This is a genomic window from Streptomyces sp. NPDC029296, from assembly GCF_055569255.1.
The window spans coordinates 39,090-51,767 of sequence record NZ_JBVHXT010000049.1; the positions used below are offsets into that span (position 1 = coordinate 39,090).

Genomic DNA, 12,678 nt, shown 5'->3' on the forward strand with positions numbered 1-12,678 from the left:
AGAACATCAACAAAAAAAAACAACCCCCCCCCCCCCCCCCCCCTCTCCCCCTTCCCCCCCCCCCCCCCCCCCCCCCCCCCCCCCCCCCCCCCCCCCGCCGGGCGTTGCCTCAGCTCTTGATCTCGCCGATCTTCGGGGCGGACTCGTTCTTGTAGCCGGCCGGTCCGAAGTTCTTGTCCACGGCCTTCTGCCAGGAGCCGTCGGAGACCATCGTCTCGAGGGCCTTGTTGATCTTGCCCTTGAGGTCGCTGCCCTTCTTGACGCCGATGCCGTAGTTCTCGTTCGTCATCTTCAGGCCGCCGAGCTTGAACTTGCCCTTGAACTGGGACTGCGAGGCGTAGCCGGCGAGGATCGAGTCGTCCGTGGTCAGGGCGTCGATCGCCTTGTTCTGCAGACCGGTCAGGCAGGCCGAGTACGTCGGGTACTTCTGGAGCTGCGCCTTGGGGGCCAGCTTCTCCTTGACGTTCTGCGCCGAGGTGGAGCCGGTGACCGAACACAGCCGCGCCTTGTTCAGGTCCTGCGCCGACTTGATGGACGTGTCGTCCGCGCGGACCAGTACGTCCTGGTGGGCCAGCAGGTACGGACCGGCGAAGTCGACCAGCTTCTGGCGCTCCGGGGTGATCGAGTAGGACGCGACGATGAAGTCGACGTCACCGCGCTGCAGCATGGTCTCGCGGTCGGCGCTCTTCGACTCCTTCCACTCGATCTGGTCGTCCTTGTAACCGAGCTTCTCGGCGACATAGGTGGCCACGTCGACATCGAAGCCCGAGTAACCCTGCGGCGTCTTCTGGCCGATGCCCGGCTGGTCGAACTTGATGCCGACGGTGATCTTCTTGCCACCGTCGGAACCCTTGTCGTCCTTGTCGCCGCCGCACGCGGTGGCGGCCACGGAGAGGGCGAGGAGGACGGCCGAGGCGGCGGTGACCTTGCGGAGCTTCATCGTGAACATCCTTCTGAGTGGTGAGGAACGAGTCCCTGCGGCGCGGGCGGCGGGGCCGTGCCGGTCAGTGGTGCAGGATCTTGGACAGGAAGTCCTTGGCCCGGTCGCTGCGCGGGTTGCTGAAGAACTGCTCGGGCGAGGATTGTTCGACGATCCGGCCGTCCGCCATGAAGACGACCCGGTTCGCGGCCGACCGCGCGAAACCCATCTCGTGCGTGACGACGATCATCGTCATGCCCTCGCGCGCGAGCTGCTGCATGACCTCCAGGACCTCGTTGATCATCTCGGGGTCGAGGGCGGAGGTCGGCTCGTCGAACAGCATGACCTTCGGATCCATCGCCAGCGCCCGCGCGATCGCGACCCGCTGCTGCTGACCGCCGGACAGCTGGGCGGGGTACTTGTCGGCCTGGGTGCCCACGCCGACCCGGTCCAGCAGCGACCGGGCCTTCTCCTCGGCCTGCTTCTTGTCCGCCTTGCGGACCTTGACCTGACCCAGCATCACGTTCTCGAGCACGGTCTTGTGCGCGAACAGGTTGAACGACTGGAACACCATCCCGACGTCCGCCCGCAGCCGCGCCAGCTCCCGGCCCTCGTGCGGCAGGGGCTTGCCGTCGATCGTGATCGCGCCCGAATCGATCGTCTCCAGGCGGTTGATGGTGCGGCACAGCGTCGACTTACCGGACCCGGAGGGCCCGATGACCACGACGACCTCGCCGCGGGCGATCGTCAGGTCGATGTCCTGGAGCACGTGCAACGCGCCGAAGTGCTTGTTGACGCTCTTCAGGACGACCAGTTCGTCGGACGTGGCCACGTCTTCCTTGGCCACCGATACTTTGGTCATCGCTCTCGGGCTCCGTCCTCCTCGGGTTTCCGAGGACAGTAGTGAGGGGCTGTGACCTGCGTCATCACATCTGAGGGAGACTTGAGCATCACGATCCGGTAGCAATCGGACACGTGCCGTGGCACTTGTGGTCCGCGCGCGTATCGGCCGGATAACGGAAGACGCGGGCAACCTGAAGGCTCTTGACGCCGTCCTGGTCCATCGGCGTCACTGCCATGGTGCACGCGTGCGTGCCTGTGATCTACAAGGCGGACGGAAACCGAGACCGTACGACCGCTGAACCGGAGGGGGCGGGGATGAGACTGCTGCTCGTCGAGGACGACAACCACGTCGCCGCGGCCCTGTCGGCCGTCCTGGCGCGCCACGGCTTCCAGGTCACCCACGCGCGCAGCGGCGAGGAGGCCCTCCAGGCGCTCGTCCCCGAGGGCAACGGCTTCGGCGTCGTCCTGCTCGACCTCGGCCTGCCCGACCAGGACGGCTACGAGGTCTGCGGCAAGATCCGCAAGCGCACCAGCACACCGGTGATCATGGTCACCGCCCGCGCCGACGTCCGCTCCCGCATCCACGGCCTCAACCTGGGCGCCGACGACTACGTGGTCAAGCCGTACGACACCGGGGAACTGCTCGCCCGGATCCACGCCGTCAGCCGGCGCACCGTCCCCGAGGACCCCGTCGCCGGCGGCGAGAGCGCCCTGCTGCTCGGCGCCGTCCGGATCGAACTGCCCACCCGCCAGGTCAGCGTGGACGGCACGCTGATCCAGCTGACCCGCAAGGAGTTCGACCTGCTCGCCCTGCTCGCGCAGCGCCCCGGCGTGGTCTTCCGGCGGGAGCAGATCATCAGCGAGGTCTGGCGCACCAGCTGGGAGGGCACCGGCCGCACCCTGGAGGTGCACGTCGCCTCCCTGCGCGCCAAACTGCGCATGCCCGCGCTGATCGAGACCGTACGCGGCGTCGGCTACCGGCTCGTCGCCCCGGCCGCCTAGCGGGGACGGGTGCGCACACGTCTCCTCCCGCTGCTCATCGTGCTGCTGGCGGCCGTACTGCTCGCGCTCGGCATCCCGCTCGCCGGCAGTCTGGCCGCCGCCCAGCAGCAGGGCGTCGTCGTCGACCGGATCGACGACACGGCCCGGTTCGCCGCGCTCGCCCAGTTCGTCACCGACGGGCCCGGCGGATCCCGCCGCACCACCACCGACGAGCGCCGCGAGAGCCTGCGCAGCGAACTGGCGAGCTACTACGACGTCTACGGCATCCGGGCCGGCGTCTTCTACCGCAACCGTACGGAGGCGATGGCCAGCGCGCCCGAGGACTGGTTCGTCCCGAGCACGGGCGAGGTACGCCGGGCGTTCGACGAGGCGCTGCTCAGCCGGCGCAGCCACGACCCGCCGCAGGCCTGGCCCTGGCAGCGCAGCCGGCTCGTCGTCGCCTCGCCGGTGATCCGGGACGGGGACGTCGTCGCGGTCGTGGTCACCGAGTCGCCCACCGGCCAGCTGCGGTCCCGGATCCTGCGCGGCTGGCTGGTCATAGGCGCCGGCGAGATCGCGGCCATGCTGCTCGCCGTGGGCGCCGCGCTCAGGCTGACCGGCTGGGTGCTCAAGCCGGTGAGGGTCCTGGACGCCACCACGCACGACATCGCCACCGGGCGGCTCAAGTCCCGCGTCGCGGTCGCCGGGGGCCCGCCGGAACTCAGGCGGCTGGCCCGGTCGTTCAACGAGATGGCGGACAACGTCGAGGCCGTGCTGGAGCAGCAGCGCGCCTTCGTCGCCGACGCCTCGCACCAGTTGCGCAACCCGCTCGCCGCGCTGTTGCTGCGCATCGAACTGCTCGCGCTCGAACTCCCCGAGGACAATCCCGAGATCGCCTCGGTGCGCACCGAGGGCAAGCGTCTCGCGCGGGTCCTGGACGACCTGCTCGACCTGGCGCTGGCCGAGCACGCCGAGGCCGACCTCGCTCTGACCGACATCGGCGCGCTGGCCGGGGAGCGGGTGGCCGCCTGGGCACCGGCCGCCCGGGCCAGGGGCGTCCGGCTGACCGGCGACTGCCCGCCCACCACCGCCTGGGCCGATCCCATCGCCCTGTCCAGCGCCCTGGACGCGGTGATCGACAACGCCGTGAAGTTCACCCCGGAGGGCGGCACCGTCGAGGTCGCCGTCGCCGCGGACGGCGACACCACCACGGTCGTCGTCACGGACACCGGCCCCGGCCTCACCGACGAGGAACTCGCGCGCGTGGGCGACCGTTTCTGGCGCAGCGGCCGGCACCAGAACGTGAAGGGCTCGGGCCTCGGCCTGTCCATCACCCGCGCCCTGCTCGCGGCGGGCGGCGGCTCGATCCACTACGCCCACCACGACCCGCGGGGACTGCGGGTCACCGTCCGGCTGCCCCGGCACGCGGAGAGCGCCGGGACCCGCACGGGCGCCGGCTAGGCGGCGCGGCGGTCGTCGCGGGACGGGGACGCGGGCCGGGCCCGACGCGCGCGTGCCGGGGTGACGCGCACGCCGGCGCCGGTCCAGGGCCTCACCGAACGGCAGGAGCGCCGGGTCAGGGCTTCACCGACCGGTAGTACCGCCGGGCGCCCTCCTGGAGGGGGAGGGGGTCGGTGTAGATGGCGGTGCGCAGGTCGACCAGTTGCGCGGAGTGGACATGGGCGCCGATGCCGTCCCGGCTCTTGATCACCGTGCGGGTCACCCATTCCGTCAGCCGGGGATCGACGTCCGTACGGGTCATCAGCACGTTGGACACGGCGATCGTCGGAACCGGGGCGTTCTGCTGCGCCTTCGGGTAGGCCGACTCGGGAATGTCGGTGGACCGGTAGTAGCGTGCGCTCTCGCCCTGGCGGTGCAGCCGGGCGACCAGATCGTCGTCTATCGGCACGAACCGGAAGGCGCCCTTCTCCGCCAGCCCGGCCAGCCCCTTCGTGGGCAGCCCGCCGGACCAGAAGAAGGCGTCGATCTTCCCCGCCCGCAGCCGCGCCGGACCGACGTCGATGCCGTCCCCGGCCGGGGTGATGTCCTTGCGCGGATCGATGCCGGCGGCCCGCAGCACCCGCTCGGCTATCAGCCGCACCCCGGAATCGGGCAGCCCTATCGCCACCCGCTTGTGCCGCAGGTCCGCGACGTTCCTGATGTCCGAGTCCGGGGCCACGATGAGCTGCACGTAGTCGTCGTAGAGCCGGGCCACCCCGCGCAGCCGTCCGGCGCCGCTGCCGTGCCGCAGCTCGTACGCCGCCACCGCGTCGGCCGCCGCGATCGTGAAGTCGGCCTGCCCGGTCGCCACCCGCTCCACGTTCTCCTGGGAACCGGCGCTGGTGAGCAGCTTCACCGTGAGCCCCGGCATGTCCCGGTCCATCTCGGTGCGCAACCGCTCGCCGTACTCCTGGTAGACCCCGCGGGACGTACCGGTGCTGAACACGATCGTTCCGCTCGGCGGCTCGTCACCGAGCGGCAGCAGCCACCACAGCAGCAGCCCGAGAGCCACGACTCCTACGGCCGTGCCCTGGAGCGCCGTGCGCCTGCCGACCCGGGGGAACACCTTGGACATGCGGCGATCCTGCCAGCTTGAGTACGGCGCTGACCAGGGCCGGGGTCGCAGCGACCGCGGCCGGGGGGCGTTGTCGGTGCCGCCCGTTACAGTCGCCGCATGAGCACTTCGCCCGCCCGTCTCGTCCACGAGTTCCACCGCGCCTTCGGTCTCGACGTCCGCGCCACGCCGACGGAGGTGGATCCCGCCCTGGCCGCCCACCGGGGCGACCTGCTCGCCGAGGAGGCCGCGGAGGTCGCCGAGGTCGCGGTCCGGGGGCCCCTGGACCGGCTCGCGCACGAGCTGGCCGACGTGGTGTACGTGGCCTACGGCACGGCCCTGGTGCACGGCATCGACCTCGACGAGGTGATCGCCGAGATCCACCGCGCCAACATGAGCAAGCGCGGCCCGGACGGCCAGGTGGCCCGCCGCGCCGACGGCAAGGTGCTCAAGGGCGAGCACTACCGCGCACCGGACGTCTCCGCCGTACTGCGCCGCCAGGGCTGGATACCGGGAGGCGACGGGGCCTGACGCCCACGGCCGGCCACGCGACGCCGGGCCCCCGAGGCGGCGCAGCGGTGCCCGTCAGCGGTCCGTCAGGCCCGTGCCGCCCAGGCGGGTCAGCAGGTCCGTGAGACGGGCGAGGTCCGCCGCCGGCCAGGCCGGGGCGGCGAAGACCTCGGCGGCCGTCTCCTGCGCCGTGGCCAGCATCTCCGTCAGCAGCCGCCGCCCGGTCCCGGTCAGCGCCGCGTAGGCCACGCGCGCGTCCCGGGCGTCCGGCTCCCGGGTCACCAGCCCGGTCCGCTCCAGCGGAGCGAGCCCGCGCGTGACCCCGGAGGCGGTCAGCCCCAGCGCCTCGGCCAGGTCGACCCGGCGCATCCGGCCGCCGGGTGACCGGGCCAGCCGGAGCAGCAGCGTGAAGTCGGCGAGGCTGACGCCGTGCAGCCCGCCGAGCCGCGCGTCGAACCGCCGTACCAGCGCCGCCTGGGCCCGTACCAGCCGCAGCGCCGCGTCCAGCGCTTCCTCGCTCATCGCTCCCGCCCCGTGCTTCTCTTGCCGACTCCTTGACTGCTCAAGTTTATGGTCACGGTTCAGGAGCCGGTCGCCCGGGCGGCGCGGCGCTGCCGCTTGCCCAGGGGTGCCTGGGAGAGGTCCTCGGCGGTGGCCCGCAGGTGCTTGAAGCCGTAGCCGCGCCCGGTCAGCCAGGACGTGGCCGCCTGCTCGGCCCGCTCGGTCGCCGCCAGGATGTCCTCCTCCTTCTCGCCCGTGGCGGAGAAGCGGAAGACGAACGCGGGCCGGGCGGCGATGTCGTAGGTGAGGGTTCCCTCGGGCGTGAACGCGGCGCGCAGGACGTCGTGTTCGGCGGCGTCGGCGAGCAGGGCGGCGCGCTGGGCCTCGGTGAGGCCGTCGAAGGCGCCGCGGACGGTGATGCGGAAGGTCCGTGTGGTCATGTGGCGACTGTAGGCACGGCGGAGCAGCGACCTCCAACCGGTTTCCGGAAGGCCCTCCCGCGGCGGGCCGCGGACCCGGGCGGCCCGGGGCCGCCGCCGCGGCCGTCCTGCCTGGTCGGCGGCGGGGCGAACACCGGGCGAGGTCCGGGTCGGCCGTTCACCCCGGCGCACACCGCTGCTTTCCTGAACGTGGCGGAACTACGGTGTGGAGGCGGGGTGGACGTCGGGGAGGTGACCGCGCCCGTGGTCGCGGTCGTCGGAGTCGTCGGGACGCTGTTGTCCGCGCTGCTGACCCAGCGCGCGGCCGACCGCGGCCGGCGGCGCGAGCTGGACCGCGCCGAACAGGTGCGGGAACGGCGTCGGCACGCCCAGGAACTGCGCGCCTGCTCCGTCGCCCTGAACGCCTCGGCGCGGCAGTACCTTGCCGCGCTGACCGACCAGGTGCACGCGCTGGGCCGGGACGAGGAGCTGCGGCTCGTACGGCAGCGGCTCACGGAGGCCCGCGACCAGTACCGCGACGTCTACGCCGAGGCCCAGATGCGGTTGCCGGAGCGGGTGCTCGCCCTCGTGGCCGACCTCAGCCACGACCTGGGGGCGGTCTACGGCATGCTCCGCCGCCTGGACGACGGCGCCCCGCGTGTCGGGGACTCGGCGGAGGCCGTTCGGGAGAGCATCGACGAACTCTGGGGCCGGCTGCGGCGGGCCCGACGCGAGATGCGGAACGAACTGGGCGCGTTCGGCGCGGACTTCGGCCGGTGAGGGCCCGTGCGCGAGAGCGGCCGGGGCAGGACGAAGCGGGTCGCGCCGCTGCGCGGGACCAACGCCGGCGACCGGACCGGGATCGCCCTGGCGGATGGCGGAGGGCCTCACACTCCGGGTGCCCGGTCGGCCGCCTGGAGTGTGAGGCCGTCCGGACCCATCCGCGGAGCGGCAACGTGGTGTTCGGCGCGCCCGGCCCGCGAGCGCCCGCGGAGCCGCCGCACCGCCGAGCCGGCCGCGCACGCCGAGCGGCGGGTCGCGGCCGGCCTCCAGGTGTCCGTCATGGTCCTGCCGCGCCCCGTCGGCCCGCACCCTGGCCGCCCCCGCAACCGGAGGACGGTGAACACCCCGCACGACCCGGCCACCGAGGACTGGACCGGAGCGGTGGCAGGCCGGAAACCGGACGGGTTCAGCGCTTGGTGGCCGGCGGCTGGGCGTCCCGGACCGGGATGACGGGTTCCTGGTCGGCCAGGGCGCGGGGCCGCAGGACGGCGAGCAGCGGCCCCGCCATCGCCGTCGTCACGACGGCCATCACGACCATCAGGGAGTACAACCGCTCGTCCAGTACGCCGAGTTGCAGACCGGCGGTCAGAATGATCAGCTCGGTGAGCCCTCTGGTGTTCATCAGTGTGGCGAGCACCGCCGACTGGCGTGCCGTGACACCGAAAGCCCGGGCGCTCAGGAACGCGCCGAGGAATTTCCCGCTGACCGCCACGAGCAGAATGAACGCGAAGTCCAGCCAGCCGGAGCCTCCCAGATCGGACAGATCGACCTTCAGGCCCACGATGATGAAGAAGACCGGTTGCAGTAGCTGACCGCTCACATGGCCGATCCGGTCGATGATGTCCGCGCGGAGCCGCTCCGTGGATTCCTTCGGCATCACCACCCCGAAGAGGAACGCGCCGAAAATGAAATGCAGGCCGATCCGCTCGGTGATCGCCCCCGAGACGAGCAGTCCCGCGAGGACGACCGTCAGCACCGAGGACGTCAGCCGGTTGCCGCCGGCGACCACCAGCCTGCGCAGCAGTGGGCGGACCACCCACACCATCACGGCGGCGTACGGCACGAGCAGCACCAGAAGCCACTGGTCGCCGCCCCCACCGCCGGCCAGGGCGACCACGGCGGCGAGCATGCACCAGGCGAGCACGTCACCGATCGCGGCGCAGGCCAGCGCCAGCCCGCCGATCGGGGTGTGCTGCATCTTCCGGTCCGTGAGAATGCGGGCCAGTACCGGAAAGGCGGTCACCGACATCGCCGTGCCCATGAAGAGCACGAAACTCAGCCGGTGGTCCGGGGCGTGGTCGCCGGCCAGCATCAGGGCGAGCAGACTGCCGAGTGCGAACGGCAGCAGGATGCAGGAGACCGCCACGGTGGCGGCCAGCTTTCCGGTGCCGCGCAGGATCTTCCGGTCCAGTTCCAGGCCCACGATGAACATGAAAACGGCCATGCCCACATCGGCGAGCGCGGTGAGCATCGGCCGTATGTCGGTGGGAAACAGGAACTCCGGCGCGGAATGGCCGAGAAGAGTGGGGCCGAGCAGAATGCCCGCGAGCACCTCCCCGATGACCGCGGGCTGGGAGAAGCGTTGTGCCACGGCGCCCAGTATTCGGGCGAGCACGATGATGAGGGCGAGGTCGCAGAAGAGGGCGAACAGCTGGTTCGTGGTCATCGGTACCTGCCTTGACGACGGGCCGCGTGTGCCGCCCGGGAACTAGTGAGGTGCCGTAGACGTGCCCAGCAATGCTTCGGTGTGCGTACCCGCCTTGTCAATGTCCCCATCCGGGTGGCCGAAACGGGACGCACGCCCTCCTCGGCGGGACGCCGGCAAACGGAACGCGCCGCCTCCCCGGGTGCGGGCCGGGGAGGCGGCGCCTGGCGCACGGTCCTCAGGAAGTGCTCTGGGCCGTGACACAACCAATCGTTCCGGCGGGCAGGTTGTTGCCGGTGGAGGTGGCGGTGAAGCCGAACGTGGTGGTGCCGTCGGCCGGGATCACCCGGTTGTGGTCCGCGTTGCGGACCGTGACCGTGCCGTCGGAGGCGGTGCTCTGCGTTCCGTTCCACAGGCTGCTGATCTTGGTGCCGGTGCCGGGTTTCCAGGCCACGGCCCAGCCGTCGAGCGGCGCGGTCCCGTGGTTCATCACCTCGACGGACGCCTGGAAGCCACCGTTCCACGCGCTGACCACGGAGTACGTGGCCATGCAGGAACCGGTGTGCGGGTCCGTGGGCGTCGGGGTCGGGGTCGGGGTGGGTGTGGGCGTCGGGGTCGGAGTCGGCGTGGGCGTGGTGCCGGAGCCGCCGATGCCCGTCACCTCGCCGTGGCCGCCGTCGAAGACGACGTCGGAGCAGGAGAAGAAGTTCTCCTGGCTGTCCGAACGGACCCACTGGATGAACATCAGCGCGTCACCGGAGCGCCCGGCGGGCAGCTTCATGTCCCAGTAGTAGTGGCCGCCGTCGGTGCCGGCCGATCCCTGCTGGGGCGGGTTGGTGACGGTCTGGATCAGGTCGAGGTCGGCCCAGCGCAGCGGAGTGGTGGGCGACCAGCCGGCCTTGGTGAGGTAGACCCGGAAACTACCCGGGTGGGCCGCCCAGTTGCTGTACTGCGCCTGGATCGTCGCCCCGCTGGTCAGGTGGGTGCGCGGCCAGTCCGAGCGGGCGGCGTTGTACGCGGAGAAGTCGTACGGCGACCGGTCGCCGGCGCTGCACAGGGTGCCGTCCGGAACGTAACCGGACCCCCGGCCACCGGCGTTGGAGTCGAGTACGGCGAACCAGTTGTACAGCGCCGTCGCCCCGCTCTTGGCCAGCGCGTCCTTGCACGCCGGGTTGGACGGGTTCATCCCGCCGGTCCCCGTGCGGCCGTCCAGATAACACAGATAAGTACGGGAGCCGGGCAGCATCGCCACCCCGTGCGCCTTGGCGCTGCCCTGACCCAGCAGGGCCAGGCCGAGCGCGGCCAGCAGGGTCGACAAGGCCGCCACGACCGACAGGAGCCTGCCGCGTCGGGCCACGATTGTCTCCTTCCGTTGGATCGGGCGGACGGTACGCCCCGGGAGGGTCTCGTCCGGTGGATTCCTCATGTGTGCTCCTCGGGCAGGGTGCGTGGGGGACGGGACGCGGGGGCGCGCGTCACGCGGTGGTGCAGGCGGTTCCGTTGAGGCTGAACGCGGCGGGCTTGGCGAACGTGCCGCTGTACGTGCCCTGGAAGCCGAAGGACACCCGGCCGCCGGCCGCGATCTGCCCGTTGTGGGCCAGGTTCGTGGCCGTGACCGCGCCGGACGACGGCGTGAGTCCCGCGTTCCAGGCGCTGGTGACGCGCTGCCCGACGGGCAGGGTGAACGCCAGCTGCCAGCCGTCGACCGGGGTCGCGGCGGTGTTGGCGATGGTGACGTCGGCGGTGAAGCCGCCGGACCAGACGCTGGTCCCGTACGTCACCTGGCAGGCCGCGGGGCTCCCGGGACCGCCGGGTCCGCTGCCGCCGGTGTTGACGGTGGAGGAGAACGCGGTCACGGCGAGTCCGGCACCGTTCTGCCAGGGCTCGAAGCCGGCCTGGACGCTCGTCAGGTACCAGCTGTTCTGCGCCAGCCCGCGGGAGACGGCCTGCCGGACGAAGTCCATGACGTCGAAGCTCCAGCTGCTGATCGCCGACGGGGCGACGAAGGACAGCACGTCGTTGGAGCCGTTGTTGCCGGACCACACCTGCCACTGGCGCCCGGCCACGGTGGCGGTGCCGACCTGCGAGCCCACCGGCTGGATGGAGCCGACCTTGTTGAACCAGACCATGATCTCGGTCCGGCTGACGCCGTCGGTGCGGGGCGTGGGGTCGAGCCAGATGTCGTACGCGGCGTCGTACACCGCGTTGCTCACATAGGAGTACGAGATGCTGGTGGGTGCGCTGGAGATGGTGCTGAGCTGGGCCGGAAGTTTGGTTCCGGGCGAGCAGTTGGTGTAGTGGCAGCCGTTGTAGACGGACGGGTACGACTTCGGGGCGCCGTTCGTCGGCACCGAGCCGTCGGCCTGGGTGATCCGGAAGCCGTTGTCCGTGACGTTGATGCACTGGGCCTCGCTGGTGCCCCAGCGGTTGTTCTGGACGACGTAACGGCCCTGGATCGTCGTCGAACCGTACTGTTCGCAGATCGCGGTGTCGGCCTGGGCCGCCGGGGCCGTGGTGAGCAGGGCCGCCAGTGCGGCGAGCACGGCGAACAGCACGCCGATCAGGCCACTCGCTCCACGGGCGGAGTGCGTTGACGGTCGCATGCGGGTCCTCTCGGGGACGGTCGGATGCGGGAGCGCTCCCAGCGCAGAATGGGAGCGCTCCCATTACCTCCGTTGGGCAGGGACTGTAGGGAGTGTTCATGCCCCTGACAAGGTGTTGCGCGGGGAATGTGTCGAAGAGGTTTCGAAGGCGCAGGTGAGACGGGTGAGGGCCGACGGTTTCCCGGCGCCGCTGGCTGGGAGCGCTCCCGAATGCGGGGGTGACGGCCGGTTCCCCCGTCGACTCCGCCGCGCACGGGCGCGCGGCCTGACGCGTGACGCGGCCTCAAGCGGCGCGGCCCGACGGCGGCGCGTGGCCGACGCAGCGGTGCGCAACGCCTCACGGCGGCCCCCGACGCGCCCGTACGTGCCCCTGTTCGCCAGTGGCGCGGCGGAGGGGCGGCCTGAACCGGCGTGGGGGCGGAAGCGGCCGTACACGCGCGTGGTGCAGCCGGTCCCGCTGTGAACCGTCGGAGCGGCTGGGCCGTGGACCGTTCGCGCCGCCGCAAGTGGGCGCCGCCGCCCGCATGACGCCCTGTCCCGCCGCCGTCGGCCGAGCCGCCGCCGTCAGCCGAGCCGTTCCCGCGGCAGCCCGTGCCTGCCTCAGGCCCCGTGCCTCCGTGGGCCCGCCCCTCGCTGGAAGCCGCGAGCGGAGGGCTGCCTGGGCCCTGTCCACCCATGCCTCCGTGCCCGTTTCACCTTGAGCCCGCGCCGTCGGTCGAGCCACCACCGAACCACACCCGGGGCAACTCGTTCTGCGTCAGGCTCGTGCCTCCGCCGGCGCGTTCCTCGCTGAGGCCGCGCGGGATCTCCCCGGGATGAATGCGGGCGTATGTCCCTGCCGTAGGCCGCGACACGCCTTCGCCGGCCAGCCAGCCCGCCCGCACGCGCTCACAGGGGTGCCCGGAACTCCGTCCGGGCAC

12 protein-coding genes are annotated in these 12,678 nt (G+C 71.8%); 4 read left to right on the forward strand and 8 right to left on the reverse strand.

From position 1 onward, the window contains the following. Positions 1-109: 109 nt before the first annotated feature. Both ACZ4W9_RS33700 and ACZ4W9_RS33705 read right to left on the reverse strand, forming a co-directional pair. Positions 110-940, reverse strand: coding sequence for a glutamate ABC transporter substrate-binding protein (locus ACZ4W9_RS33700; RefSeq protein ID WP_467942195.1), 831 nt, complete (start codon positions 938-940; stop codon positions 110-112). 64 nt (positions 941-1,004) lie between these two features. Beyond that, a complete protein-coding gene (locus ACZ4W9_RS33705) occupies positions 1,005-1,781 on the reverse strand; it encodes an amino acid ABC transporter ATP-binding protein (RefSeq protein ID WP_467942196.1) in 777 nt (258 codons plus the stop codon). Between the two features lie 296 nt (positions 1,782-2,077). Here ACZ4W9_RS33705 and ACZ4W9_RS33710 point away from each other — a divergent pair, with 296 nt between their 5' ends. After that, complete coding sequence (locus ACZ4W9_RS33710) at positions 2,078-2,764, forward strand: response regulator transcription factor (protein ID WP_467942198.1); 687 nt, start codon at positions 2,078-2,080, stop codon at positions 2,762-2,764. A gap of 9 nt (positions 2,765-2,773) precedes the next feature. After that, positions 2,774-4,204, forward strand: coding sequence for a sensor histidine kinase (locus ACZ4W9_RS33715; protein WP_467942199.1), 1,431 nt, complete (start codon positions 2,774-2,776; stop codon positions 4,202-4,204). 115 nt (positions 4,205-4,319) lie between these two features. On the opposite strand, the gene ACZ4W9_RS33720 is transcribed toward ACZ4W9_RS33715, so the two are convergent. Then, positions 4,320-5,318 carry a TAXI family TRAP transporter solute-binding subunit gene (locus ACZ4W9_RS33720; RefSeq protein ID WP_467942200.1) on the reverse strand — a complete coding sequence of 333 codons (999 nt, stop codon included), beginning with the start codon at positions 5,316-5,318 and terminating at the stop codon, positions 4,320-4,322. Positions 5,319-5,417: 99 nt separating this feature from the next. Between ACZ4W9_RS33720 and ACZ4W9_RS33725 the strand changes: the two genes are divergently transcribed. Next, positions 5,418-5,828, forward strand: coding sequence for a pyrophosphohydrolase domain-containing protein (locus tag ACZ4W9_RS33725; protein WP_467942201.1), 411 nt, complete (start codon positions 5,418-5,420; stop codon positions 5,826-5,828). A gap of 54 nt (positions 5,829-5,882) precedes the next feature. Here the strand turns inward: ACZ4W9_RS33725 and ACZ4W9_RS33730 are convergent, their stop codons facing one another. Together ACZ4W9_RS33730 and ACZ4W9_RS33735 are read right to left on the reverse strand one after the other, a co-directional pair. Beyond that, positions 5,883-6,329, reverse strand: a complete 447-nt coding sequence (locus tag ACZ4W9_RS33730) for a MarR family winged helix-turn-helix transcriptional regulator (protein ID WP_467942203.1) — start codon at positions 6,327-6,329, stop codon at positions 5,883-5,885. A 59-nt stretch (positions 6,330-6,388) separates the two neighbouring features. Beyond that, positions 6,389-6,748 (reverse strand): DUF6204 family protein, encoded by a 360-nt coding sequence (locus tag ACZ4W9_RS33735; protein WP_467942204.1) that lies wholly within the window; start codon positions 6,746-6,748, stop codon positions 6,389-6,391. A gap of 216 nt (positions 6,749-6,964) precedes the next feature. On the opposite strand from ACZ4W9_RS33735, the gene ACZ4W9_RS33740 reads away from it, so the two are divergent. After that, positions 6,965-7,507 (forward strand): hypothetical protein, encoded by a 543-nt coding sequence (locus tag ACZ4W9_RS33740; RefSeq protein WP_467942206.1) that lies wholly within the window; start codon positions 6,965-6,967, stop codon positions 7,505-7,507. A 409-nt stretch (positions 7,508-7,916) separates the two neighbouring features. Here the strand turns inward: ACZ4W9_RS33740 and ACZ4W9_RS33745 are convergent, their stop codons facing one another. The 3 genes from ACZ4W9_RS33745 to ACZ4W9_RS33755 form a co-directional block, all read right to left on the reverse strand. Continuing rightward, entirely contained in the window at positions 7,917-9,176 is a 1,260-nt protein-coding gene (locus ACZ4W9_RS33745; protein ID WP_467942207.1) for a cation:proton antiporter domain-containing protein, read from the reverse strand. Between the two features lie 217 nt (positions 9,177-9,393). Continuing rightward, complete coding sequence (locus ACZ4W9_RS33750) at positions 9,394-10,512, reverse strand: lytic polysaccharide monooxygenase (RefSeq protein WP_467942208.1); 1,119 nt, start codon at positions 10,510-10,512, stop codon at positions 9,394-9,396. A gap of 118 nt (positions 10,513-10,630) precedes the next feature. Then, entirely contained in the window at positions 10,631-11,758 is a 1,128-nt protein-coding gene (locus ACZ4W9_RS33755; protein WP_467942210.1) for a glycoside hydrolase family 12 protein, read from the reverse strand. Between the last annotated feature and the right edge of the window lie 920 nt (positions 11,759-12,678).

Excerpts from the sequence above, each read along its gene's own strand:
- ACZ4W9_RS33700 (WP_467942195.1), bottom strand. The coding sequence starts at position 940 with ATGAAGCTCCGCAAGGTCACCGCCGCCTCGGCCGTCCTCCTCGCCCTC.
- ACZ4W9_RS33705 (WP_467942196.1), bottom strand. The coding sequence starts at position 1,781 with ATGACCAAAGTATCGGTGGCCAAGGAAGACGTGGCCACGTCCGACGAA.
- ACZ4W9_RS33710 (WP_467942198.1), top strand. The coding sequence starts at position 2,078 with ATGAGACTGCTGCTCGTCGAGGACGACAACCACGTCGCCGCGGCCCTG.
- ACZ4W9_RS33720 (WP_467942200.1), bottom strand. The coding sequence starts at position 5,318 with ATGTCCAAGGTGTTCCCCCGGGTCGGCAGGCGCACGGCGCTCCAGGGC.
- ACZ4W9_RS33725 (WP_467942201.1), top strand. The coding sequence starts at position 5,418 with ATGAGCACTTCGCCCGCCCGTCTCGTCCACGAGTTCCACCGCGCCTTC.
- ACZ4W9_RS33730 (WP_467942203.1), bottom strand. The coding sequence starts at position 6,329 with ATGAGCGAGGAAGCGCTGGACGCGGCGCTGCGGCTGGTACGGGCCCAG.
- ACZ4W9_RS33735 (WP_467942204.1), bottom strand. The coding sequence starts at position 6,748 with ATGACCACACGGACCTTCCGCATCACCGTCCGCGGCGCCTTCGACGGC.
- ACZ4W9_RS33745 (WP_467942207.1), bottom strand. The coding sequence starts at position 9,176 with ATGACCACGAACCAGCTGTTCGCCCTCTTCTGCGACCTCGCCCTCATC.
- ACZ4W9_RS33755 (WP_467942210.1), bottom strand. The coding sequence starts at position 11,758 with ATGCGACCGTCAACGCACTCCGCCCGTGGAGCGAGTGGCCTGATCGGC.